This window comes from Gemmatimonadota bacterium (genome assembly GCA_009838645.1).
GTDB lineage: Bacteria > JAAXHH01 > JAAXHH01 > JAAXHH01 > JAAXHH01 > JAAXHH01.
This window is the reverse complement of sequence record VXRC01000029.1, coordinates 35,919-59,866: the sequence shown is the minus strand read 5'-3', so window position 1 is coordinate 59,866 and position 23,948 is coordinate 35,919. Positions and strand designations below refer to the sequence as shown.

At 63.6% G+C, this 23,948-nt stretch carries 19 protein-coding genes; 16 read left to right on the top strand and 3 right to left on the bottom strand.

The features are described 5' to 3' along the window. Positions 1-34: 34 nt before the first annotated feature. Positions 35-2,707, bottom strand: coding sequence for a pyruvate dehydrogenase (acetyl-transferring), homodimeric type (gene aceE, locus F4Y38_08550; GenBank protein ID MXY49336.1), 2,673 nt, complete (start codon positions 2,705-2,707; stop codon positions 35-37). On the opposite strand from aceE, the gene F4Y38_08545 reads away from it, so the two are divergent. Next, positions 2,677-3,849 (top strand): dihydrodipicolinate synthase family protein, encoded by a 1,173-nt coding sequence (locus tag F4Y38_08545; protein MXY49335.1) that lies wholly within the window; start codon positions 2,677-2,679, stop codon positions 3,847-3,849. The genes aceE and F4Y38_08545 overlap by 31 nt on opposite strands. 135 nt (positions 3,850-3,984) lie before the next feature. On the opposite strand, the gene F4Y38_08540 is transcribed toward F4Y38_08545, so the two are convergent. After that, complete coding sequence (locus F4Y38_08540; protein MXY49334.1) at positions 3,985-5,970, bottom strand: hypothetical protein; 1,986 nt, start codon at positions 5,968-5,970, stop codon at positions 3,985-3,987. Between the two features lie 561 nt (positions 5,971-6,531). Here F4Y38_08540 and F4Y38_08535 point away from each other — a divergent pair. The 13 genes from F4Y38_08535 (at position 6,532) to F4Y38_08475 (ending at position 21,877) form a co-directional block, all read left to right on the top strand. Further along, positions 6,532-11,160 (top strand): FtsX-like permease family protein, encoded by a 4,629-nt coding sequence (locus F4Y38_08535; protein MXY49333.1) that lies wholly within the window; start codon positions 6,532-6,534, stop codon positions 11,158-11,160. Further along, complete coding sequence (locus tag F4Y38_08530; GenBank protein ID MXY49332.1) at positions 10,974-12,044, top strand: sugar phosphate isomerase/epimerase; 1,071 nt, start codon at positions 10,974-10,976, stop codon at positions 12,042-12,044. Before F4Y38_08535 ends, F4Y38_08530 begins: the two co-directional genes overlap by 187 nt. Then, complete coding sequence (pyrR, locus tag F4Y38_08525; GenBank protein MXY49331.1) at positions 12,044-12,577, top strand: bifunctional pyr operon transcriptional regulator/uracil phosphoribosyltransferase PyrR; 534 nt, start codon at positions 12,044-12,046, stop codon at positions 12,575-12,577. The genes F4Y38_08530 and pyrR overlap by 1 nt, the downstream gene beginning before the upstream one ends. Then, on the top strand, positions 12,577-13,533 hold the full coding sequence (locus F4Y38_08520) for an aspartate carbamoyltransferase catalytic subunit (protein ID MXY49330.1): 957 nt from the start codon (positions 12,577-12,579) through the stop codon (positions 13,531-13,533). Before pyrR ends, F4Y38_08520 begins: the two co-directional genes overlap by 1 nt. Continuing rightward, entirely contained in the window at positions 13,523-14,860 is a 1,338-nt protein-coding gene (locus F4Y38_08515; GenBank protein MXY49329.1) for a dihydroorotase, read from the top strand. The genes F4Y38_08520 and F4Y38_08515 overlap by 11 nt, the downstream gene beginning before the upstream one ends. A gap of 130 nt (positions 14,861-14,990) precedes the next feature. Next, entirely contained in the window at positions 14,991-16,190 is a 1,200-nt protein-coding gene (locus F4Y38_08510; GenBank protein ID MXY49328.1) for a tetratricopeptide repeat protein, read from the top strand. Positions 16,191-16,339: 149 nt separating this feature from the next. Then, positions 16,340-16,879 (top strand): SPOR domain-containing protein, encoded by a 540-nt coding sequence (locus F4Y38_08505; GenBank protein ID MXY49327.1) that lies wholly within the window; start codon positions 16,340-16,342, stop codon positions 16,877-16,879. Positions 16,880-16,963: 84 nt separating this feature from the next. Further along, on the top strand, positions 16,964-18,154 hold the full coding sequence (locus F4Y38_08500) for an alanine--glyoxylate aminotransferase family protein (protein MXY49326.1): 1,191 nt from the start codon (positions 16,964-16,966) through the stop codon (positions 18,152-18,154). 103 nt (positions 18,155-18,257) lie between these two features. Continuing rightward, positions 18,258-18,593 carry a cupin domain-containing protein gene (locus F4Y38_08495; protein MXY49325.1) on the top strand — a complete coding sequence of 112 codons (336 nt, stop codon included), beginning with the start codon at positions 18,258-18,260 and terminating at the stop codon, positions 18,591-18,593. A gap of 76 nt (positions 18,594-18,669) precedes the next feature. Beyond that, complete coding sequence (locus tag F4Y38_08490) at positions 18,670-19,419, top strand: hypothetical protein (GenBank protein MXY49324.1); 750 nt, start codon at positions 18,670-18,672, stop codon at positions 19,417-19,419. 24 nt (positions 19,420-19,443) lie between these two features. Continuing rightward, on the top strand, positions 19,444-20,184 hold the full coding sequence (locus tag F4Y38_08485; protein ID MXY49323.1) for an amino acid ABC transporter ATP-binding protein: 741 nt from the start codon (positions 19,444-19,446) through the stop codon (positions 20,182-20,184). Positions 20,185-20,273: 89 nt separating this feature from the next. After that, entirely contained in the window at positions 20,274-20,978 is a 705-nt protein-coding gene (locus tag F4Y38_08480) for an amino acid ABC transporter permease (protein MXY49322.1), read from the top strand. Further along, positions 20,978-21,877 (top strand): amino acid ABC transporter permease, encoded by a 900-nt coding sequence (locus tag F4Y38_08475; protein MXY49321.1) that lies wholly within the window; start codon positions 20,978-20,980, stop codon positions 21,875-21,877. The genes F4Y38_08480 and F4Y38_08475 overlap by 1 nt, the downstream gene beginning before the upstream one ends. A gap of 29 nt (positions 21,878-21,906) precedes the next feature. Here F4Y38_08475 and F4Y38_08470 read toward each other — a convergent pair whose 3' ends face one another. Beyond that, on the bottom strand, positions 21,907-23,259 hold the full coding sequence (locus F4Y38_08470) for an FAD-binding oxidoreductase (protein ID MXY49320.1): 1,353 nt from the start codon (positions 23,257-23,259) through the stop codon (positions 21,907-21,909). Between the two features lie 243 nt (positions 23,260-23,502). Here F4Y38_08470 and F4Y38_08465 point away from each other — a divergent pair, with 243 nt between their 5' ends. Both F4Y38_08465 and F4Y38_08460 read left to right on the top strand, forming a co-directional pair. Next, positions 23,503-23,697, top strand: a complete 195-nt coding sequence (locus F4Y38_08465) for an addiction module toxin, HicA family (GenBank protein MXY49319.1) — start codon at positions 23,503-23,505, stop codon at positions 23,695-23,697. Continuing rightward, positions 23,694-23,930, top strand: coding sequence for a hypothetical protein (locus F4Y38_08460; protein MXY49318.1), 237 nt, complete (start codon positions 23,694-23,696; stop codon positions 23,928-23,930). Before F4Y38_08465 ends, F4Y38_08460 begins: the two co-directional genes overlap by 4 nt. The last annotated feature ends 18 nt before the right edge of the window (positions 23,931-23,948 follow it).

Here is a 23,948-nt window from a genome sequence, read left to right as displayed (position 1 = left end):
GGTCTCCGGGTCGGACTTCGCCTGTTTCAGCCTGCTACAGCATGAGCGGATTCGGCTTGTCGGCGTCGATCTCCAGGTTGGACATCGCCTGCTTCAGCGTGGAAGCCGGCAGTTTGCCGTCGCGCATCAGGCCGTAGAGCGCGGACAGCGCGATATAGCGGGCGTCCACCTCGAAGAAATCCCGCAGGGCTGCGCGGCTGTCGCTGCGTCCGAAGCCATCGGCACCGAGCGTGATCAGGTGGCCAGGGAACCAGGCGGACACCGTGTCAGGCAGCGCTTTCACGTAATCGCAGGCCGCCACGTAGGGGCCCGGCACGTCGGCCACGCAGGAAGTCACGTAGGGCACGCGCGGCGTTTCCTCGGGATGCATGATGTTCCACCGCTCCACGTCCACCGCTTCGTTGTGCAGCGCCTTGTAGCTGGTGATGCTCCAGACGTCCGCGGCCACGCCGTACTGTTCCTCCAGGATCCGGCCGGCCTTGAGCACCTCGTTCAGGATGGCGCCGCTGCCGAAGAGCTGGACGCGCAGGCCGCCGTCCTCCATTTCCGATTCGCGGAAGAGGTACATCCCCTTGAGGATGCCCTCCCGGGTCGCCTCGGGGTCGCCGGGCATGGGCGGCATGGCGTAGTTCTCGTTGTGCACGGTCAGGTAGTAGAACACGTCTTCCTGTTCCTCGTACATGCGCCGGATGCCCTCTTCGATGATCACCGCCAGTTCGTAGCCGTAGGCCGGGTCGTAGGCCAGCAGGTTCGGCACGGGGTAGGCCAGCAGGTGGCTGTTGCCGTCCTGGTGCTGGAGCCCTTCGCCTGCCAGCGTGGTCCGCCCCGACGTGGCGCCGACGAGGAATCCCTTGCATCTCATATCGCCCGCGGACCAGACCAGGTCGCCGACGCGCTGCAGGCCGAACATGGAATAGTAGATGAAGAAGGGGATGGTGTTGATGTCGTAGGTGGCGTAGGCCGTGCCGGCGGCGATGAAGGACGACATGGCGCCCGCTTCCGAAATGCCCTCTTCCAGCAACTGGCCGTCTTTCGATTCGCGGTAGTACAGGAGCGTTTCGCTGTCCACCGGGTCGTAAAGCTGCCCCACCGGGGAGTAGATGCCGGACTGCCGGAACAGAGCCTCCATGCCGAAGGTCCGGGCCTCGTCGGGGACGATGGGAACGATCAGGTTGCCGATTTCCTTGTCGCGCATCAGGTCCGACAGGATGTTGACGAAGGCCATGGTCGTCGACACCTGCCGGTCGGTCCCCTCGTAGTACTTGCGGTACTTGTCCTGCTTCGGCGCGTGAAGCGGCGTGAAGGTCGTCCGCCGGGAGGGCACGTAGCCGCCGAGGGCCCTGCGCCGCTCATGAAGATACTGGATCTCCTCGCTGTCATCGGGCGGCTTGTAGAAGGGCACTTCGGCCACGTCTTCATCGGAAACCGGGATCCGGAACCGGTCCCGGAAGGCCAGCAGGTCTCTGTCCTCCATCTTCTTGATCTGGTGGGTGCTGTTGGCGCCCTGCCCGCTGTCGCCCAGTCCGTATCCCTTGATCGTCTTCATCAGGATGACCGTCGGCGCGCCATCGTTCTCAACGGCGGCCTTGTAGGCGTGGTAGACCTTGAGCGGATCGTGGCCGCCCCGCCGCAGGTGCTGCAGCTGCGCATCGGACAGGTGTTCCACCATCTTCTTCAGGTCCGGATGGACGCCGAAGAACTTGTTCCGGATGTATTCGCCGGACGCCATGCTGTACTTCTGGTACTGGCCGTCCACCGTCTCGTGCATGCGGTTCACGAGGAGCCCGTCGCCGTCCTTTTCCAGGAGGGGGTCCCAGTCGCTGCCCCAGATGCACTTGATCACGTTCCATCCCGCGCCCCGGAAGATGGCCTCCAGCTCCTGGATGATCTTGTGGTTGCCACGGACCGGGCCGTCGAGCCGCTGCAGGTTGCAGTTGATCACGAAGATGAGGTTGTCGAGGTTTTCGACGACCGGCACGGTAATGGCGCCGAGGGACTCGGGCTCGTCCATCTCCCCGTCGCCCATCATGACCCACACCTTGGAATCGCTCGGTTTCTTGATCCCCCGGTTCTCCAGGTATTTCATGAAACGGGCCTGGTAGATGCCGGTGATGGCGCCGAGGCCCATGGACACCGTGGGGAATTCCCAGAAGTCCGGCATCAGCCATGGGTGGGGATAGGACGACAGGCCGGGCGTATTCACCTCGTGGCGGAAGTTCTTGAGCTGCTCTTCGGAGATGCGGCCTTCCAGGTAGGCCCGCGCGTAGATGCCGGGCGCCGCGTGGCCCTGGACGAAGAGGAGATCGCCTTCGTGGCTTCCGTTCCGGTTGCGGAAGAAGTGGTTGAACCCCACCTCGTAGAGCGTCGCGGACGACGCGTAGGTGGAGATGTGCCCGCCGATGGAGCCGTCGGCCCGATTGGCCCGGACCACCATGGCAAGCGCGTTCCAGCGCACGATGTTCTTGATGCGCCGTTCCAGGTCGCGGTCGCCGGGATAGGCTTCCTGCAGTTCGACCGGAAATGTGTTGACGTAGGGCGTGTTGGCGGAGAAGGGAAGGCGTACGCCGGACTCGGCGGCCCGGGACTCCAGTGCCGCGAGGATGCGGCGGGTCCGCTCCGGGTCGCCCTGCGAAATGACGTACTCAATCGATTCGAGCCATTCGTGAAGTTCCAGCGATGCTACATCGGGTTCCACGTCCGTTGTCATCAAGCTTCCCCGGGGTATTCTGCGCGTCGGCTGCGAGCCATTTTTCCATTCGAAAACAACGAAACAAAATAGGTGCGTGGCACCCCTTCTGTCAATCATTATATTGGTCTGCGGGCGCGTCCCGGACCCCTTCCGCAAGCGTGTCCGGGATACCCCAGGTATGGTACCCGGGATACCCCTGGCGCGACGTGAAAACACGGCTGAGACCGCAGTTCCGATCACAGGAGGTTGGCATGAAAAGCGACGGCCGGCATGGCTGGCACGGCATATTCACCATACCGCAGACGCCCTTTGCCGAGGATGGCACGCTGGACGAGGAGGGACTGCGAAGGCAGATCGATTTCTGCGTGGATACGGGCACCCACGGCATTGTCTATCCCGTCATGGTGAGCGAGTTCTGGCTGCTCTCGGACGACGAGCGGAAAAGGGTCGTGGACGTGGCCGTGGAACAGGTGGACGGGCGCATCCCCATGATCGCGGGCGTGGCCGGGGTGAGTACCGAGGTCGCCGTGATGTTCAGCCGCCACGCGCGCGAGGCCGGCGCCGATGGCGCCATCGCCCTGCCGCCCTACGTGCTCAAGCCCGGGCTGGACGGCCTGGTCGACTACTACCGCCGGGTCGCGGAAGCCATGGGGAAACCCGTTTTCATCCAGAACTTCGATCCGCCGCTGGGTTCCAGCCTCTCACCGGCCGTCATCCGTGAGTTGCTGCTGGACATTCCGCACGTGAAGTACATCAAGGAAGAGATGATGCCGCCGGGCCATTCGGTGACGGCGCTGCTGGAGACCTGCGGGGACGAACTGCACGGCGTCTTCACCGGGTTCGGCGGACGCTGGTTCATCGACGAGCTGAACCGCGGCGCGAGCGGCACCATGCCGGCCTGCGAGTTCACCGACGTGCTGGTCCGCCTCTACGAGCGTTACCGGTCCGGCGACGTGGAAGACGCGCGGGAGATCCACACTCGGCTGTTGCCCCTCATCAACATCGAGAGCCTGCAAGGCGTGATCTTCTGCAAGGAGATCCTGAAACGGCGGGGCCTGATCGCGTCGACCTGCACGCGGGCGCCGGGGAGGCTGGATCGGCACGACCTCGCCGAGATCGACCGGCTCTTGCGGGAAGTGAAGCCATTGTTTATACAGTGACGGTAGAGCCATTGTATATACGGTGACGGTAGTCGGCCCCGGCGTGGCTCGCCCATCGCCCGGCGTGGCTCGCCCATCGCCCTACGCGACTCGCCCGCGCCCAAGGACTTCCCACCGTGACTCTCCCCCGCACGACTACGTCCATTCGTGCAGGGCGTGCCCCTGCCCCGGGAACCAGATCCAGTCCACGACGAACCCGAGGAAAACCCCCGTAGTGTACCCCACGAGCACGCCCCAGGCAAATGGCTGGGCCCTGCGGTAGAACGTCACCCCGCCGAGCCGCAGCAGCAGCATCTTGATCAGCCAGGCCAGGAACAGCGAGAACATGAGGAGCCGGGTGACGTCGGCGAAGGCCACGGTGAAACCCACCGGCGCCAGGGGCCAGCCGGGAAACCGGTAGGTCAGTGCCGTCATGACGAGCATGATGACGCCGCCGAGGGCCATGAACAGGAACTCGGGCGGTTGCAACTGGTTGGCGTTCCGGATCCAGCGCACAATGTCGTCGTAGTAAGACTCGTTGATGCCTCCGAAGGCGTCGCGCTCGCCGAAGTTGTACGCGCCTACGGTCGTATTTCCGATGTAGACCGTGTACAGCACGGAGGTAAGCAGGCTGATAACGAAGGTGGCGATCATGAGGGCGAGGATCCCCCGCTTGTCCTGCCGCAGGTCGGACATCACCTTGTCCGACTGGGCGATCGTGCCGATGCCCATGCCCCGCCAGTTTCGGGCATAGGCGGATCCCAGGCCAAGGGTGGTGAGGCTCTGGTGGTCGATGTTCCCCGATCCCAGGGTCAGAATGGTGAAATGGTGGGCGTTGACCGGCAGATCCAGAAAGGCCAGGCCCGTCTGGGCGATGATCCGCGCCGTGCCCAGGTACAGCACGAAGAGGAAAAACAGGAATACCGGCACCACCTGCCAGGACAGCCCCGAACCCACCAGCCAGGCCACCAGGTACACTACGCTGCCCGCCAGGCCGAGCACGGCGACGCGATAGGACATCAACTCCGTGGGCGGTTGCTCACCGCCGCGCAGAGCCTGCCGAAAGACGTCGGCGATCTGCGCGCGGGCCGTCCACAGGTGCCAGAAGACGAAGACGATGAACCCGCCGAAAAACTGGGCCTTTACCACGGCGTTCACCCCCACCGGACTGTCGGAAAACTGGAGTCCGACGCGGTCGAGCAGGCCGCCTTCCAGCACGCCGCACAGGGCGAAGAACCACAGGCTGAAGGTGATCTCGAGCGGCGCCAGGAAGGCGAAGCAAAGGGCATATATGTTGACGCTGACCCGGATGGCATCGGTGCCTTCCACCAGTATCATCGTGGTTCGGTAAAGCGCACCGATGGGAATGGGCGAGATGGCCCCCCAGAACGCGGCGATGTTCCAGATCATGAGGGCCAGCGTGAGGCCGAAGCCCATCTGGAACAATCGGTCGTAGGCGAATCCCGGGAAAGTCCGTTCCGTCCGGTCGTCGTGGCGGATAAGGTCGACCGCCATCCGGACGAGCGGAAAGGTCAGCCGCTCGTGGGCCACCCACGTCCTCCGCATGATGGTGGACATGCAGGCACCCATGAAGAAGAGCATCACGAAGAAGGTCAGCCACCAGAAGAGGGGCGGGAACCAGGGTCCCCAGATGACGTCGCCGGCCCCCTCCGGGATCCCTTCGTAGAACCACACCAGCGTATTGCCCTGACCGCTCACCAGCAGCCAGTCGGGCAGGTACTCGAAAAAAGTGACCGCCCACTGGTTTTCGGGCCGCGCGAAATAGTACGGCGTCGCGATGACCCCCATGAGATAGGCGACCAGTACCTTGCCCGGCACGAGGGAGGAAACGAACATCATCACGAAGACCAGGGCCAGTTCGTTTCCGGTCAGCACCCAGGTCGGCCGCCACGTTCGCAGGGCGGGGTTGACGATGAAGAGCAGGAAGAAGAAAGGTATGAGGACGGAGATCGGCAGGTGTCCTACCGTCATGCGGGAGGACTGCAGGATGAAGGAGCCGAAGGGCACCCAGATGTTGATCAGGACGGCGAGTGCCAGCCCCAGGACGACGGCGCGGCGGGAAATGCCGGCCGATCGCAGTATGCCGGGTCGCGGTATACCGATTCGCGTAAGGGATGTCATGATTCGGTGCGCCGAAACAGGAAAACAGGTTTTAGAGGGGGAAAAGATCTGGATACTGTACGCCAATCAATATATCCGGTCTCCGTCAGGTGGCACAACCCTAGTTTTAACCGGCGTGTTACCATCCTGTAACCACGCAGGGTCGCGGGCCGGTTCGTGCACGCGTATTGTGTCCCGAGCGCGCGACCCTGAGGCCGTCAGGGGGCCGTCAGGTTTTTGCTTGAACCGTCGTATCATCCTTTTTATATTGCTTTGTTCAAGTATGCGACAACTCACTACGCTCGGGATGAATGCGACAAGATGGGCCTCTCGGCAGTCCCGGGCATACCCATGTTCCCCGGCAATGACTGACGCGGAGGCGGCGGTTCTGCGCGGCTTCCAGCATACGAGACCATCGGTTCCGCAATCGGACTGCATCTCACATACGGACTGCGGCAGCGAAGGTAAGGACTGCGCGGCGCCAGGACTGCGCGGCGCCAGGACTGCGCGGCGCCAGGACTGCGCGGCGCCAGGACTGCGGTGCGGCATGACTGCGCGGCCGCTAATCAGGGATAAATACGCATGTGGTCGAAGATAAAAACGGGCATAGGCATTACCATCGCGGTGCTGATGCTGTCCTCGGTCACCATCTTCCATCCCGAGGATATCACCGAAAATATCCTGATGAAGCTGATCTCCCTGCCGGAACCCCAGGAAGTCCAGCCTTTCCTCGGCCACGACCGCGACCTCGAGGAAGCCCTGGAGTCGGTCAGCGCGGAGTCGGTCGAGAACACGGTGCGTACCCTTTCCTCCTTCCCTTCCCGGGTGGTGGGCTACGCTGGCGCCGATTCGGCCTACCGGTACGTCAGGACCCAGTTCGAGGAAATCGGACTGCAGGACATCCGGACCGAGACCTTCCCGGTCACGGTGCCCATCGACAAGGGATCGAAACTGACGGTGCTGGAGACGGGCGAGGAGATCCCCCTCCATGCCCTCTGGCCCAATCACGTGCGCACGCCAACCACGCCCCTCGAGGGCCTTTCCGGCCCGATCGTCTATGGCGGCAAGGGAGAATTCGCCGACTTCAACGGGTACGAGATGCAGGGCAGCGTCGTGCTCATGGACTTCGATTCCCAGGACCGTTTCATCAATGCCCGGATGCTCGGCGCCAGCGCCATCATCTTCTTCGACAACGGGCGTGTGACCCGGAGCGAGGCGGAGCTCAAATTCATGGGGCTTCCTCTCAACGTGCCCCGTTACTGGGTCGACAAGGCGCACGTGCCCGGCCTGCTGGCCCTGGCCGAACCGGGTACGAACCAGGTGAACGTCCAGGCCCGCATGGACTGGGAGGTGGTGGAAGGGAAGAACATCTTCGGGTGGATTCCCGGCCTCGACGAGGAAATGCCGAACGCCAGGGACGAGACCCGTACGATGTGGAAAGACTACACGATCGTCATCTCGTCCTTCTATGACGCCATGTCGGTGGTCCCGGGCGTCGCGCCCGGTGCCGAAAGTGCCACGGGCGTCGCCGCGCTGCTCGAGGTCGCCCGGGCGGTCAAGCGCTACAACCCGAAGTATTCCGTGGTCATCCTGGCCACTTCCGCCCACTTCATCGGTCTGGAAGGCGCGCACAACTGGCTGTACCGGCACGGCCGGGCGAGTGGTTACTTCATGTCGAGGATCCCCGAGGCGGACAAGATCAATTTCGACATGTTCTTCGGCATCGACCTCTCCAGCCACGAGTCCCGCGTCGGCAGCTTCGCCTTCGGCACCTTCGACAACGCCGCCTGGGCAACCAACCACTATATCAAGAACATCTTCGCGCCCTATTCGCGGAAATTCGCGAGCTATATCCAGGAAGCCTTTGGCGCCGGCGCCGACTCGGCCCGGTACGTCAACGCCATCGTGCCGCCGCAGCGGACCTGGAAGGACTTCATGCCCGTCAAGATCGGGCTGGACAGCGAAGCCGTCACCTACATGGGCAAGAAGGGCATGTCCTTCGTCACGCCGAACGGGACGCGGGGCCTGGTGGACACGCCCAACGACCGCTTCGAATCGGTCAACATCGCCAATGTCACCGAGCAGGCGCGGTCGCTCGCGGTCATGCTCGCCCGGGCCACCACCGACGGCGAACTCTTCGAAGAGACCAAGCTCAAGATCCAGGACACAGCCCACGACTTGTCGGGCACGGTCTACGAGTTCGACCGGGACGTCAACTTCTTCGTGCCCAAGAAGCCTATCCCCGGCGCGCTGGTCACCTATTACAAGGGGCTGACCAATACAGGTGTGCGCGGCATCCTCATCACCAAGGCCGATTCCCTGGGACGCTTCGAATTCCGTCCGCTTAAGCAGCAGAAGGGGCCGATCAGGCTGCGGTCGTACGCGCTGGACGAGGACGGTGAGATCATCTACGCGCCGGACCTGGGCCAGGAGGGCGACAAGACCTTCCCCCTGAACGCCGCGAGCGGCGCGAATGAAAACACCACCCTGCAGATCGTGTTCGGGGCCCGGGCCCTCGACGTGTACGAGATCATCGACTCCCGTTACCTCACGGCGCTGGACCAGCTGACCGTCCTGGCGCAGAACGACGCCGAACCCCAGTGGTACGGCCACAGCTACATTGAAAAGCAAAGCGGCTCGGAGGGCCGCACCATACCCGCGGCGGTCGTCTTCGCCAAGCCGGGCCAGCGCGTCAAGATGCTCATGAGCACAAGCCTCTTCGGCGTCAAATACCTGTTGACCAACGCGCCGGATACCTTTCTGAAGGACCCCGTCGAACCTCAGGAAGTGACCCTGGAACTCCTGGAAGAGGCCCAGGGCCAGGGCTACCCGATCGATATGGGCCTCATCGTGAATCCGTCCTACCAGGGCACGCGGGACATGTGGGTCGTGGATGACGTAAGGCTCAAGCAACTCGCGCGCTTCGGCGTGGAGAACCAGCGCATCGAGCAACTCCACGAGCAGGCGCGCGTCACCCTCCTCGAGGCGGAGGAGCACCTTGCGAACCGGGAATACGACGCCTTTATTTCCAAGTCTCGGGAAGCCTGGGGGCTCGAAGCGCGGGGTTACCCGGAGGTCAAGTCCACGGCGGACGACACGGTCAAGGGCGTGATCTTCTATTTCATCCTGCTCATCCCCTTCTCCTTCTTCATGGAGCGCCTGGTCTTCGGGTTTCCGACGATCAACAAGCGGATCTTCGGGTTCGCCGCCTTCTTCATCGCGGTCTTCCTCGTGCTGCAGCAGGTGCATCCCGCCTTCAAGCTCAGCACGTCGCCCTACGTGATCTTCCTGGCCTTCGTCATCTTCGCGCTGGGGACGACCGTGCTCATCATCGTCCTGTCCAAGTTCAACCAGGAAGTCCAGAAGATCAAGCGGGCGCAGACCGGCATGCACGAGGCCGACATCGGCCGGTTGAGCGCCACGGCCGTCGCCCTGTCGCTGGGGGTTTCCAACCTGCGGAAACGTAAAGTTCGCACGGCCCTCACGGCGGCGACCATCACGCTGCTGACCTTCACCGTGCTATCCTTTACCTCCATCACCACGTCCCTCCGATACTACAAGCTGGAGCGGTACAACGAACCGGCCTACGAGGGGACGCTGGTCCGGGACCGTAACTGGAAAGGACTGCAGCCCTCCGTCTACGACTATCTCAAGAGCACTTTCGAGGACAAGGCCACGCTGATTCCACGGGCCTGGTACATGTCCCAGGTCAAGGGCGAAAAGGGGTTCTTCTCCTTCTCGTCGCCCCAGTCGTCACATGAGAGCTACGTGAACAGCATTCTGGGCCTGACCCCGGACGAGCCCAGGGCGACCCGCCTCGACGAATATCTGCTCGGCGGCAGGTGGTTCGAGCCCGGGGAACGGGACGCGGCCATCCTGCCCGACGACGTGGCCGCGGTGGTGGGCATCAGTCCCGAAGACGCCGGCTCCGCCTACATCGACATGTTCGGCATGCGGCTGCAGGTCGTCGGCGTGATCGATTCAAGGCGGTTCAACCAGCTCAAGGACCTGGACGACGAGAAGCTCACGCCGGTCGACCTGGTCCAGGAAAAGGGCAAGATCGCGCAGCGTATCGGCGAGGACCCCCGGCTGCAGGCCGAGTCGCCGCCGGAGGCCTTCATCCATCTCGAGTCCAACAACGTCATGATCCTGCCGTACGAGACGGTCATGGATCTCGACGGGAAGATGTACTCTGTCGCCATCACGGACTTCGTGGACGAAAGCGGACAGCCGAACCCCGCCTTCGACCGCGATATCGAGGACTTCCTGTCCCGGGTCGCCATGACCATGTTCGTGGGGAAGGACGGCACGGTCAACGTCTACAGTTCCATCGGTTCCACCTCCATCGGGGGCCTCGGCAACTTCCTGATTCCCATCCTCGTCGCCGCCATGATCGTCCTGAACACGATGATGGGCGCGGTTCACGAGCGCTTCCGGGAAATCGGCGTCTACAGTTCGGTCGGCCTGGCGCCGAGCCACATCGCGGCGCTGTTCCTGGCCGAGTCCTCCGTCTTCGCCACGGTGGGCGCCGTGCTGGGCTACCTGGGGGGACAGACCATCACCCTCGTGCTGTCGAATTACGACATCCTCGCGGGCCTGTCGCTGAACTATTCCTCCCTGTCGGCCGTCTGGTCGGTGGTCGTGGTCATGGCCACGGTGTTCCTGTCGACGGCCTACCCGGCCAAGAAGGCGGCGGACATGGCCGTGCCTGACGTGGGCCGGGAGTGGAAGTTCCCCGAGCCCGACGGGGACGACTGGAGCTTCGATTTTCCCTTCACCATCGGCAGCGTCGAGGTGCTGGGCATGTACGCCTATCTCACGCGGGTCTTCGAATCCTACGAGGAGGGTTCCCTGGGCGCCTTCGTCACGGAGAACGTCCAGCTGACGGCCGTGGAAGGCGCCACGGAGCAACCCATGTACCATATCTCGATGATGACCTGGCTTGCCCCCTACGACCTGGGCATCAGCCAGAAGGTCTCGCTCAGCGCCGCGCCGGCGGAGAATGAAAGAGACCTCTACGCCGTATGGGTGGACATCCACCGCGAGAGCGGCGACGTGGCATCCTGGCAGCGCATCAACCGGCGCTTCCTGAGCGTGCTGCGCAAACGCTTCCTGGTCTGGCGCACCCTCCCGCAGGATCTCAAGAACGACTACGCCGCGACCGGCCGGGAAATGACGGAAAGGATGGAAGAGGCGGGACAACCCGTATGAAGTTCGCCTTCTGCAACGAGATGTTCCAGGACGTCCCCCTCCGGCGGATCTTCCAAACCGCCGCGGAAATCGGATATGACGGCGTGGAGATCGCCCCCTTCACGGTAGCGCGGTCGGTGAACGAGGTCGGTCCCGACGCCCGGAAGGCGATACGCGACGACGCGGCGGAATACGGCCTCGAAATCACCGGGCTGCACTGGCTCCTGCTCAGTCCGGAAGGCCTCTACCTCAACCACCCAGACGACGGCATCCGGTACTGCACCCGTCTGTACCTCTGCGACCTTATCAAGTTCTGCGGAGACATCGGCGGCCGGGTCATGGTGGCCGGTTCGCCGAAGCAGCGCGACGTGCTGCCGGACCAGACCTGCGAGGCGACGTGGGACCGGACCCGCCAGGCGTACCAGGAGTGCCTGCCCACGGCGGAGGAAAACGGGGTCACCATCTGCCTCGAGCCCCTGGACGCCGCCCAGACCAACTTCATCAACACCCCGGACGAAGCCGCGCGGATGGTCCGCGAGATCGACCATCCCAATTTCCGCCTGATCATCGACGTCCGGGCGACCCTCTGCCAGGGGCTGGACGTCGCGGCGGCCATCCACGAACACCGGGATATCACGGCCTACATCCACTTCAACGACGCCACCGGCAACGGGCCGGGATTCGGAGATACCGATTTCGTCCCCATCCTGCGGGCGCTCCGGGAAACCGGCTACGACGGATACGGTTCGGTGGAGGTATTCGACTATTCGTACGGCGCGGAGCACATCGCCCGGAAGAGCCTGGAGACGCTGAAGGCGGCCTGGTCGGCTGCGAGCGCGGTGGGCGAGGGGGCAGCCGGAACGGCACAGGACGCGGCGAGCGCGGCGGGCAAAGGGGCGGGCTGATGAGCGAGCAGGTCCTCGACAGGGAAGGCATCGCCCGGGCGTTGTCCCGCATCGCCCGCCAGATCATGGAACGCAACCAGGGCGCTTCCGGCATCGCCATCGTGGGTATCCAGCGGCGCGGCGACTGGCTGGCGCGGCGGCTGGCCGAGGCCATACGGGAGGCGGAAGACACGGCCGTACCCGTGGGCGTACTGGACATCAACCTGTACCGCGACGACCTCCAGGTCCGCGCGGACTACCCCGTCGTCCGCACGACCGACATCCCCTTCGATATCGAGGGGCGCACCGTCATCCTGGTGGACGACGTCCTGTACACCGGCCGCACGATCCGCGCGGCGCTGGACGAGCTTAAGGATTTCGGGCGGGCAAGGCGGATCGAACTCGCCGTCCTGATCGACCGGGAAGGACGGGAACTGCCCATCCAGGCGGATTACATCGGGGAGACCATCGAAGTGGGCCCCGGCCGGACCGTCGTCGTCCACGTCCATGAGCTGGACCGGGACGACAACGTCGCGGTGGAGGAGGTGGCCTGATGGCGAAGAACCGGCCCAGCGCGCTGCGACACCGCCACCTGATCGGCCTCGAGGACTACTCCCGCGAGGAGATCGGGCTGATCCTGGATACGGCGGACTCCTTCAAGGAAGTGATCCGGCGGCCCATCCGCAAGGTCCCCGCCCTCCGCGGGAAGAACGTCGTAAACCTCTTCTTCGAATCGAGCACCCGCACGCGGCTTTCCTTCGAACTCGCCGAAAAGCAGCTCTCGGCCGACACCCTGAACTTCGCGTCCACCGGCAGCAGCGTGTCCAAGGGAGAATCCCTGAGCGACACGGCGCGGAACATCGAAGCCATGCAGGTGGACTGCGTGGTGGTGCGCCATGCCGCCGCCGGCGCGCCCCTCTTCCTTTCGCAGTGCCTGTCGAGCGCGGTCGTCATCAACGCGGGCGACGGCGCCCACGAACATCCCACGCAGGGGTTGCTGGACCTCCTGACCATGCGGGACGCCCTCGGCCGGCTGGAGGGACTGAAGGTGGCGTTCATCGGCGACATCGCCCACAGCCGGGTGGCGCGCTCCAATATCTGGGGACTCCGGAAAATGGGCGCCGACGTGGTCGTATGCGGGCCGCCCACGCTGATACCCGTCGACATCGAGGAGATGGGCGTGGAGGTCAGCTACCGGATCGACGACGCCCTCCGCGGCGCCGACGTGATCTACGCCCTCCGGATACAGCTTGAACGGCAACAGGAAGCCTTCTTTCCGTCCCAGCGCGAGTACACGCGGCTGTTCGGCATCGACCCCGAACGGCTGGAACTCGCCAAACCCGAAGCCATCGTCATGCACCCCGGCCCCATCAACCGCGGCGTGGAACTCGACAGCCGCGTGGCGGACAGCGGGAGATCGGTCATCCTGGACCAGGTGACCAACGGCGTCGCGGTGCGCATGGCGGCCCTCTATCTCCTTAACGGCGGAGGTGAGCGCGATGCGGCCTGACGGACCGGATACCATCGGCGGCGCTGCCGGAGTCGCAGGGCTTGCGGTGGTCCGCGACGGACGCATCGTCGACCCCGCTTCCGGCCGCGACGAGCAGGGCGATCTCTGGATGCGCGACGGAAGGATCGTCGACCGGCCGGCGGACGACGAGGCGAAAGGCGCCGCGGTCATCGATGCGGCCGGCCTGCTCGTCCTTCCGGGCCTGGTCGATCTGCACGCCCATCTCTGCGAACCGGGATTCGAGTACAGGGAGACCCTGGAGAGCGGCGCGCTCGCCGCCGCCGCGGGCGGTATCACCGCCGTGGCGTGCATGCCGGACACCGACCCGGTCATCGACGACGCGCCCACGGTGGAATTCGTTCGGGAAAGGGCGGCCGGCGCGGCGGCGAAGGTCCATCCCATCGCCGCGGTCACCGCGGGACGCCGGGGCGAACGCCTGACCGAAGCCGGCGAACTGGCCGAGGCCGGCGCCGTGGCGCTGTCCGATGCCGGCCGGTCCATCCGGAATCCGGCCATCCTGCGCCGGGCCCTTGAATACAGCCGGATGTTCGACCTGCCCATCCTCGTGCACTGCGAAGACCTGGCGCTCTCGGCCGGCGGGCAAATGCACGAGGGAAGCCACGCCACCCGGCTGGGACTGAAGGGCATACCCTCCATCGCGGAAGAAACCGTCGCCGCCCGGGACCTCATGCTGGCCGAGTGGACGGGCGGACGGATCCACATCACCCACGCCAGCACTGCGGTGACGGTGGATCTCATCCGATCGGCGAAGCAGCGGGGCGTGCGGGTGACCGCCGATGCCAGTCCCCACCACCTGGTGTTGACCGACGAATCCCTTTCAACATACGATACCCGCCTGAAGACCAATCCGCCCCTGCGGAGCAAAGCGGACGTGGAGGCGCTTCGCGCGGGCCTGGCGGACGGAACGATCGACGCCGTCGCTTCGGATCATACGCCGCGTTCCGTGGACGAGAAGAACACGGAGTTCCAGGAAGCGCTGCCCGGCGCCACCAGTCTCGAAACCATGCTGGCCGTCGTGTTTACCGAACTGATCCGGCCGGGCCTGCTGACCCTGGACGAAGGGATCAGGGCCCTGTCCGCATCCCCCGCGGGTATCCTGGGGGTAGAAGGAGGCAGCCTGGCGTCCGGCGGCCCCGCCGACCTCCTGCTCTTCGATCCGGATGGAACCTGGACCGTGGATCCCGCGTCCTTCAGGTCAAGATCGGCAAACTCGCCCTTCACCGGCCGCACGCTGGAAGGGTGCGTAGCCATGACCATCGCCGGCGGCCGGGTAAGCTACCGGCGCGACGCACCCGAATCACCTTGACGGACAGGTGCGAATCACTTTATTTTAGAAGATTCTCTACATCCGATCCACCGGACGCGATCATGAAGATTCAAAACCATGGCAGGCCGCGAATCAGTGTCATGGACGTACCTGTCGAAAGGAGTCCGTAATGTTCTTAAGAAAGGTTTCCATCGGCGTATTGTTTGCCCTCGGCTTCGCCCTGTTGATACCGGTCGCCGCCGACGCGCAGAAAATCGAGCTTCGTTCCGCGAAGATCTACATCCGAGAAACGCCGCCGCAGTGGGACAAGGCCCTGGCGCTGCTCGAGACCGCCCTGGAGAAAGACCCGGGCAACAACGACGCCCACTATCTCCTCGGGCTCATTCATTACTACCGGGGAAATTTCGACACGATGTTCCAGAACTGGAATGCGGTGACCTTCAATGATCTGGACAAGAAGGACAAGGAACAGTTCAGAAACACCCTGGGCACCATGATCCGCACGAACTACCAGACGGGCCAGCAAAACTATGAACAGGGGAAGTACGCGGACGCCGCCCAATTCTACGACCGCTCCGTCAACGCGACCTCGTTGCTCCAGGACATATTGCGCTCCATCGGCAAGAAGAACGAGGCCGAGGAAGCGGACAACCTGGAAGCCGCCAAGCAACAGGGGTACCTGTACTGGGGCTACGCCGCCCTGAACTCGGAAGATTATGAAAGTTCCAGGATGGCCCTCGAGAAGCTCACCGAAGCGGATCCGGACAGGTTCGAAGCCTGGGACGGCCTGATCAACGTGTACTTCAACACCCAGGTCTGGGACAAGGCGATCATGGCCTGCGACAGGGTCATCGAACTGTCGGAAGAGGTCGATATCAACACCTATCTCATCATGCGCAACGCCTACTTCGAAGTCGCCGACACGGCCGGCGTGATCACCACGTACGAGCGGGCGATCGAAGCGTTTCCGGAAGAAAAGTCGATGTACCGGGACCTCGGTTCCATCCATTCCTCCAAGAATAACCTGGAAAAGGCGATCGAAGTACTGGAAAAGGGAACCGCCGCCCTTCCGGAGGCCCAGGATCTGCTGCGATACCTGGGGATCAACTACTACAACAAAGGATTGTCCGACCGGGATGCCGGAAACGTGGAAGCGGCCTCGGCGGCGTTCAATGGTGCTGTCGAAAGCATGAACAAGCTGCTGGTGTTAGAGCCGAAGAGTATCGAAGCCCACGATGTACTCGGCGATGCCTACGCTGGACTGGCCAGTATCGAAACGGACGAGGCCAGGAAGATGGAGTTGTTTACCAAGGGAGAAGAACACCAGAAGACGAAGATGGATCTGATCACCTCGGGAGAAGGCATGTAGGTACCGGGGATGGATCCCGGCGGTGGTCGGTCGATCGTGAAACTTGTGGTTTTCAAGAGGATTCCGGGATTTCCGGAATCCTCTTTTGTTGTGACCAATTTGATTGACACCTCTGTGACCGGCTCCTATACTAACCGTTGCCTAGACCAATGCCCTTCCGCCAGGCACCGTTACCGATATGGGTACTGATCATGCGGTATGACTCTCCTTTTAAAAAGCCGTTCCAGGTTGCGACGATGGTTTTGTGTCTCCTGTTCGGCTTGAATGCGACGGGTTGCTCGTGGCTGCTCGGGAAGCGGGCACCCGCCGCGGCACCTCCTGTTCCTCAACCCGAAGCGCAAGAGCGCGAAGACGACGCGTCTCGATCCGATGAGGCGTTGATCGGTGATCCGGCCGAATCGACTTCCGACTCCCCCGTCCCCCCCACGGCAGCGGAACCCACCCTGGGATACAGAGTCCAGCTTTTTTCGTTTACGAGACGAGAAGCGGCCGAAGCCGCGCTACAACAGGTGGAGCGAACGCTGACGGAATGGTCGTATGGCATCTACGTGGATGAAGAATCCAACGGCTTCAAGGTGCGCGTGGGCGACTTCAAGGAAAAGGCCGATGCCGACATCTTGCGCGACTGGCTGAGAAACAGAGGTTTTGTCGACGCCTGGACGGTCAGGACCCTCATTCAGACACGCTGACGTATAAATCCCGGTCAGCATGCGCTCCGAAAGACATACCTGTATTCCCTAAGACATACCTATATTCGAAGGGAACGCCAACGCATGCCCCCGCATCATGATTCATTCGTACCCCTGGACCCCGGCCGACGCGTCCTCATGGGGCCCGGTCCGAGCGACATGCATCCCAGGGTCTACCAGGCCATGGGGGCTCCGCTGACCGGCCACCTGGACCCGTATTTCATCGGGGTCATGGACGATACCAAGGCGCTCCTGCGGTACGTGTTCCAGACCGAAAACGCCATGACGCTGGCGATCTCCGCCACGGGTTCCGCCGGCATGGAGACCTGCATCTGCAATCTCGTGGAGCCGGGTGACGAGGTACTCATCTGCGTGGGCGGCGTCTTCGGAGACCGCATGGCCCAGATGGCCGAGCGCCACGGCGGGAGGTTGATACGTCTCGAAGGCGAACCGGGGCGGCCTTTCACGCCGGAACAGGTCCGGCAGGCGCTGGATGGATGCCGTCCCAAGGTCGTGGGCCTCGTACACGCGGAAACGTCCACGGGCGTGCTGCAACCCCTCGAGGAGATCATCCCCGTCATCCACGCGCACGGCGCCCTCGTCCTGGTCGATACCGTGGCCTCCCTGGGCGGAACACCCGTCAAAGTCGACGAATGGGGCATCGACATCTGCTATACCGGCAGCCAGAAATGCCTGAGCGCCCCGCCTGGCCTGGCGCCCCTTACGCTCAATGTCCGCGCGCTCGAGGCCATCGCCGCCCGCAAGACACCGGTTGGCAGTTGGTACATGGATCTTGCCCTGATCAACGCGTACTGGGACGGCGACCGGACCTATCACCATACCGCGCCGGTGAGCCTGTTCTACGCCTTGCGGGAAGCCCTCGTGCTCATCCACGAGGAGGGATTGGAGAACGGCCACCAACGGCATGCCGCCAACTACGAAGCGTTCAGGGCGGGGATCGACGCCATGGGGCTCGCGTTCTTCGTCGACCCGCCGCACCGCGCCCCGACCATCAACCCCGTTCTGACCCCGGAAGGGATCGACGAGGCCGGCGTGCGGAGCCGCCTGCTGAAAGATTACGGACTCGAACTCGGCGGCGGCCTCGGTCCGTTGAAGGGCAGGGCCTGGCGCGTGGGGCTCATGGGCCAGTCCTCGCAGCGCGATCACGTCATTCTTTGCCTGGGCGCTCTCGAACAGGCCCTGCGCGCGGGAGGCCACGAAGTCGCCGGGAGCGGCGTGGCGGCGGCGAGTGCCGTGTACGCCGGGGCGGCCTAGTCAGGACGGCGTGGCGGCGTGGTCGGGACGGCGTGGCGGCCTCGCCCGACCCGATTGCGCACGACCGTTTTCACCGGGCATCCCGCCCACAGCCGGAGGAGCAATGGAGGAGCATATGTATTTCGTCGAAGAGGAAAAAATGTCCAAAAAGTCCATCGCCCCGGGCGTCAGCATCGCCGTGGCTGGAGGCGAACGGGCCCAGATGTCCTTCGTAACGCTCTCGCCGGGATCGCAGGTGCCCATGCACGACCATCCCCATGAACAGCTGGGCGTCGTGCTGGAAGGTGAATTCGTCATGGTCATCGGCGGGGAAAGCCGGACCATCCGGCCGGGCGACAAGTACGTGATTCCAGGCGGGGTCCAGCACGGCGTGACCGAAGTCATGACCAAATCCGTCGCCCTGGACATTTTCAGCCCGCCCCGGGAGGATTACGAATAAGCGAGAAAGACCGTGCCCGCGCCGATCATCCAGCGAGACCCACCGCGATCAACAGCCAACCAGTCAGGAGTCTTACATGTCCGACGCCCTACCCCAGGATCGTCCCGTACAACTCTGGAAAATGACTCGCAGGCAGTTCCGAGAAGGGATCTGCGACGGCAACCTCAAGGGAGCGATCATTCCCACGGGCAGCACGGAACAGCACAACGAGCACCTTGAAATGTCCCACGACACCGCCAGCGCCGTCCACGTGTCCGAACGCGCCGCGCAGGCGCTCTATCCGGAGGTCGTGGTCACCACGCCGCTGGCCATCGGCGTGTCGGAGCACTGGATGGACCACAAGGGTACGTTGACGACCCGGCCCGAGATCTTCACGGAACTCCTCTACGACGTGGCCGACAGCATGAAACGGGGCGGGATCAGCCATATCCTGGCCGTCAACGGCCACGCCGGGAACGCCGGTCCCGTCAACGCCGCGCTGGAGGACATCCGTTCCCGCCTGGGGGTCGATTTCACCTTCTGCAGCTACTGGGAAGCCTATACCCCGGAAATCGTCCGGAAGTACATGGACTCGAACAACTGTCCCGGCCACGCCAGCGAGTTCGAGACCTCCTTCGCCTACGCGGCCTTCCCCCGGCACGTCCACTGGGAGGGCGTCGACTACGATTCGGCCAGGCTGACCATCTCCGAGGCCGACCGGGCCGCCCAGGACCGGGAATTCCACCACGAAGCCAAACTCGCCGACGCCGTGAAGGGACAGGGCATGATCGACGTGGCGGTCGACTGGGTCGCTGCCAGGATGAAGGCGATGATCGAGGGCACCTGAGCAGTGTCTGGCGATACCCCATCCATTATCGCGTTTGAAGACGTAAGCAAGTGGTTCGGGACTTTCCAGGTGCTCCGGGACGTGGATCTCAGCATCGGTGAAGGCGAGTGCGTCGTCATCTGCGGTCCGTCGGGATCCGGCAAGTCCACGCTGATCCGCTGCATCAACCGGCTGGAAACCCACGACCAGGGCGCGGTCCGGGTCCACGGCGTCCCGCTGGGACCGGGCGAGCGGCTCCCCCGCGAACTGCGCGGCAGGATCGGCATGGTCTTCCAGAGCTTCAACCTGTTCCCCCACATGACCGTCTTGCGAAACCTGGCCCTCGCCCCCATGCGCAACCTCGGGATGGATAAGGAAAAGGCGGAGGAAACCGCCCTGTCCTATCTCGAGCGCGTGCACATCGGGGACCAGGCCGAAAAGTACCCCGACCAGCTCTCCGGCGGGCAGCAGCAACGCGTGGCGATCGCCCGGGCGCTGTGCATGCAGCCCGATATCCTGCTCTTCGACGAACCCACGTCCTCCCTCGACCCGGAGATGATCCGGGAGGTCCTCGACGTGATCTTCGAACTCACGGACAGCGGCATCACCATGGTCTGCGTGACCCACGAAATGGGTTTCGCCCGCAAGGTGTCCGACCGGGTCGTCTTCATGGACCACGGCGAGATCGTCGAAAGCGCCGCGCCGGACGTCTTCTTCGACGCGCCCAGGGAAGAACGGACCCGGGCCTTCCTCAACCAGATCCTCCACTACGAGGCTTCGGCGTGATCGGGCCATTCCGCAGGCCGTGGGTCAGGCGTGCACTGTCGAACTGGATCCAGCCGGCGGCCATCGCAGGCATCCTCGTCTTCGCGGTCATGCGCGGCGCCGAGAACATCAACTACCGGTGGCAGTGGTACCGGGTGGACGACTTCCTGTTCACGTCCGATAACGGCGCCTGGGCCGCCGGCCCGCTGATCCAGGGCCTCTTCGTCACCCTCGAAATATCCGTCCTCAGCCTCATCCTGACCCTCGTCATCGGGCTCGCGACCGCGCTCCTGCGGCTGTCTTCCTCCGTGGTGGGGCGCGGACTCGCCCGCGGGTACCTGGAACTGATCCGCAACACCCCCCTGCTGATCCAGCTCTACGTGATGTACTTCGTCCTCGGCCCGATCCTCGGCTGGGGACAGACCACGACGGCGATCGCGTGCCTCGCCGCGTTCCAGGGCGCGTACACGTCCGAGATCTTCCGGGCCGGCCTGCGGGCCATACCAAGAGGGCAGGTCGAGGCGGGGGAGAGCCTGGGACTGACGCGCCTTGACAACTACCGGTACGTCATCCTGCCGCAGGTGCTCCGGAACATGCTGCCGCCGCTCACCAACGAGGCGGTATCGCTCGTGAAGAACTCCTCGATCGTCAGCGTCATCGCCATCTTCGACCTCACCACGCAGGGCCGGAACCTCATCGCGGACACCTTCCTGACCTTCGAGATCTGGCTGACCGTGGCCGCGATCTACCTGGCCGTGACCCTTGCCCTTTCCACCGCGGCGGCCATGGCCGAACGGCGAAGGGCGGGTGCATGATGTCGATGATCGGTCAAAGGAAAAGCCGGTTCCGGTTCAATCGGCTGGACGGGATCCTGCTGGTGGGATTGGTCGCGGCGGCCGGCTGGATGTGGTACCGTTCGGCCATCGGCGTAGCGTACCGCTGGGACTGGCCCCAGGCGCTTTCGACCGTCTTTGCCACCGGCGACGCTGGCGAAACGCCCTTTTTCCTGACGGGGATCTACGCGACCCTGCGGCTCAGTCTCTGGGGGGCGGTATTGGCCAGCATACTGGGCGTGCTGATCGGTGTGGGCAGGTACGCAGGGGGGCGCACGCTGCGCATGTTCTGCGGGACCTACATCCAGATCCTGCGCAACATCCCGCCCCTGGTGTTCATCTTCATCTTCTACTTCTTCATCAGCAGCCAGTTGATGCCCCTGCTGGGCCTGGACGCCCTGTTCAGCCGGCCCGCGGAGGAAGCATCGGGATGGCAGCGCTTCCTCTTCGGCCCCCCGGCGCTCTGGGAGAACCTGGTCTCCGGCGTGCTGTGCATATCCTCCATCAGCGCCGCGTACATCGCCGAAGTCGTCCGGGCAGGCCTGGCCGCCATTCCCCGCGGCCAGTGGGAGGCCGGGGAAAGCCTGGGTATACCGGTCCTGGACCGCTACCGGTTCGTCATCTTTCCCCAGGCACTGGCCCGCATCGCGCCGCCGCTGACGGGCCAGTACATCTCCCTGGTGAAGGATTCGTCCATCGTCTCCCTCATCTCCGTCCAGGAACTGACCTTCGTCGGTTCGGAAATCGCCAATTCGAGCGGGCTGCTCTTCGAGGTGTGGCTGCTGGTGGCCTTCGTGTACTTCCTGCTCTGCCTGTCCCTCTCCATCCTGCTCAGGCAGGTTGAACGGCGCATGACCCGGCACTTCCACCAGTTCGCATAGGCGGGCTTACGCTGATACCCGGACGGGGCTTACCGGCGCCGGTTTTCCGCGTCGATCCCTCCGCGCAAAGGATCGAAAACCCGCTTCACCGTCTCGAACCGGCGTTCCAGGGTTGGGGGCCTGCCCAGCAACCGGTCGCTGAGCATGCGCGCCGCCACCGTGGCGTAGGCATTGCCCCGGCCCGTGAATCCGGCGACGATGTGTACGCCCGGCGTTTCCGTCTCGCCGACGAAGGGGCTGCTGTCGTAGGAGAAGCCCATGACGCCGCCCCAGCGGTGGGAGCGGCCGAGATTGGCCAGGTGCGGGAAGGCGCTGTTGAATGCCCGGTCGTTCGTCCGCTGAACCGCCCGCGTGGGACGCTCCTTGTACCCCCGGTACGTCCGGACCGGCTGGCCCGGCCGGCTTCGGCGCCGCAGGAAGTGGAATCCCCGCTCGGCGCGGATGTGGTGATTCCGGCCCCCGCCGAACAGCAGTCGGCCGCCCTCCCCGGGCCCGTCGTGCAGCTGCCGCCAGAATTCCCAGCCATCGTTGGCGTAGAAGACGCCGTTGAACAGCCGCTCGGAGACGGGTTCCGTCGTGAAGACCTGCCCCCGGTGGGGGATGATGCGCCGCTCGTACCGCGCATCGAGTTGCGGCGTGTAGGCGTTCATCCCGAGGAGCACCTGCTGTGTCCGGATCCTTCCACCGGGCGTATGCACGAGCAGTCCGCGGTCTTTCCGCTCGACCCCGGTGACGGCCGTGTTTTCGAAGAACCGGACGCCCAGCCCCCCCGCGGCGGCCGCGAGACCTCGCACGTATTTGACCGGATGGAGTTCGCCGTCGAACTTGTTCCAGAAGGCGCCTGCCAGGAGCGGGCTACGCTTGATCTCGTAGAGTTCCTCCTCGTCCAGGTAGGCCACTTCGAACCCATCCTCCTGGAGAAGGCGGTACGACTGGGCGATGCGTTCCAGCGGATTCCTGTGAGAACCGCGGTCCGGCCGTTTCATCGCGATCACGAAACTGCCGTGCCGGTAGTAGTCGCATTGTATGTCGTACTTCTTCATGAGACCGGCCATCAGATCGTGGTTCTCGAGGGCGATCGTCCACGCCTCCCGGGCCAGCCTCCTGCCGTCCGGGCCGTACAGGTCCGTCAGTTCCTCCACGGCCTCGGCGTAGTACTCGTGGGTCCCGGCCAGCATGAACCCCCCGTTGCGGCCCGTCGCGCCCGAAGCGATCTCCCGCCGCTCGAGTACCGCCACGCGCGCGCCGCCCTCGGCCAGGAACAGGGCGCCGGTCACCCCCGTCACGCCGCCGCCGATCACGACGACGTCCACGTCCAGGTCCCCGGACAGGGGATCGGAGGGCGTGTAGGGCATGTCCAGCCAGTAGGAGTCACGGATCATGGAGTTTTCCAGTATGAGTCGATTCCAACGCAGTTCGAATCAGAAATCAAGTCCGCAAAACAAGGGAGGACCGTCGAGAATCTTCATTGTATCCAGACTACTAAGGATATGACCACGATGTGTAACGCGTCAAGCACGACGAATGGTATTCGCTCTTAGGAACACGATTTCAAGCCGTTTGGATTGATATTGACATCTGGCGGCAGTCTACGCTACGTTACTCAACAGAATTGGTTTCCACTCATGCCGAGAAAGATCAGGGAACTAATCCGAGACCTGGAAAAGGCTGGATTCATCGACAGAGGCGGGAAAGGTAACCACAGGAATTTCGAACATCCTAGAGGGATGAGAGTGGTAGTTTCAGGGAATCCGGGCGATGACGTCAAACCCTACCAGGAAAAGGTGGTAATGAGAAACATCGAGGAGTCGCTCAAATGACAACGAGCGCGCGCTACATTAAAATCGTCGAGTGGTCGAATGAGGATGAGTGTTACATCGGCTATTGCCCTGGAATCATTGGTCCCTGCTGCCACGGTGACGAAGAAACGGAAGTTTACCGCCAACTCTGCCAAATCGTCGACGAATGGCTTGAGATCGCACAGCAAGAAAACAAGGAACTGCCTCCCCCGACTATAGGGCGTAACCTTACTGAGCTATTGATGGCTGTTTGACTCAATCTCTCCTCTAAT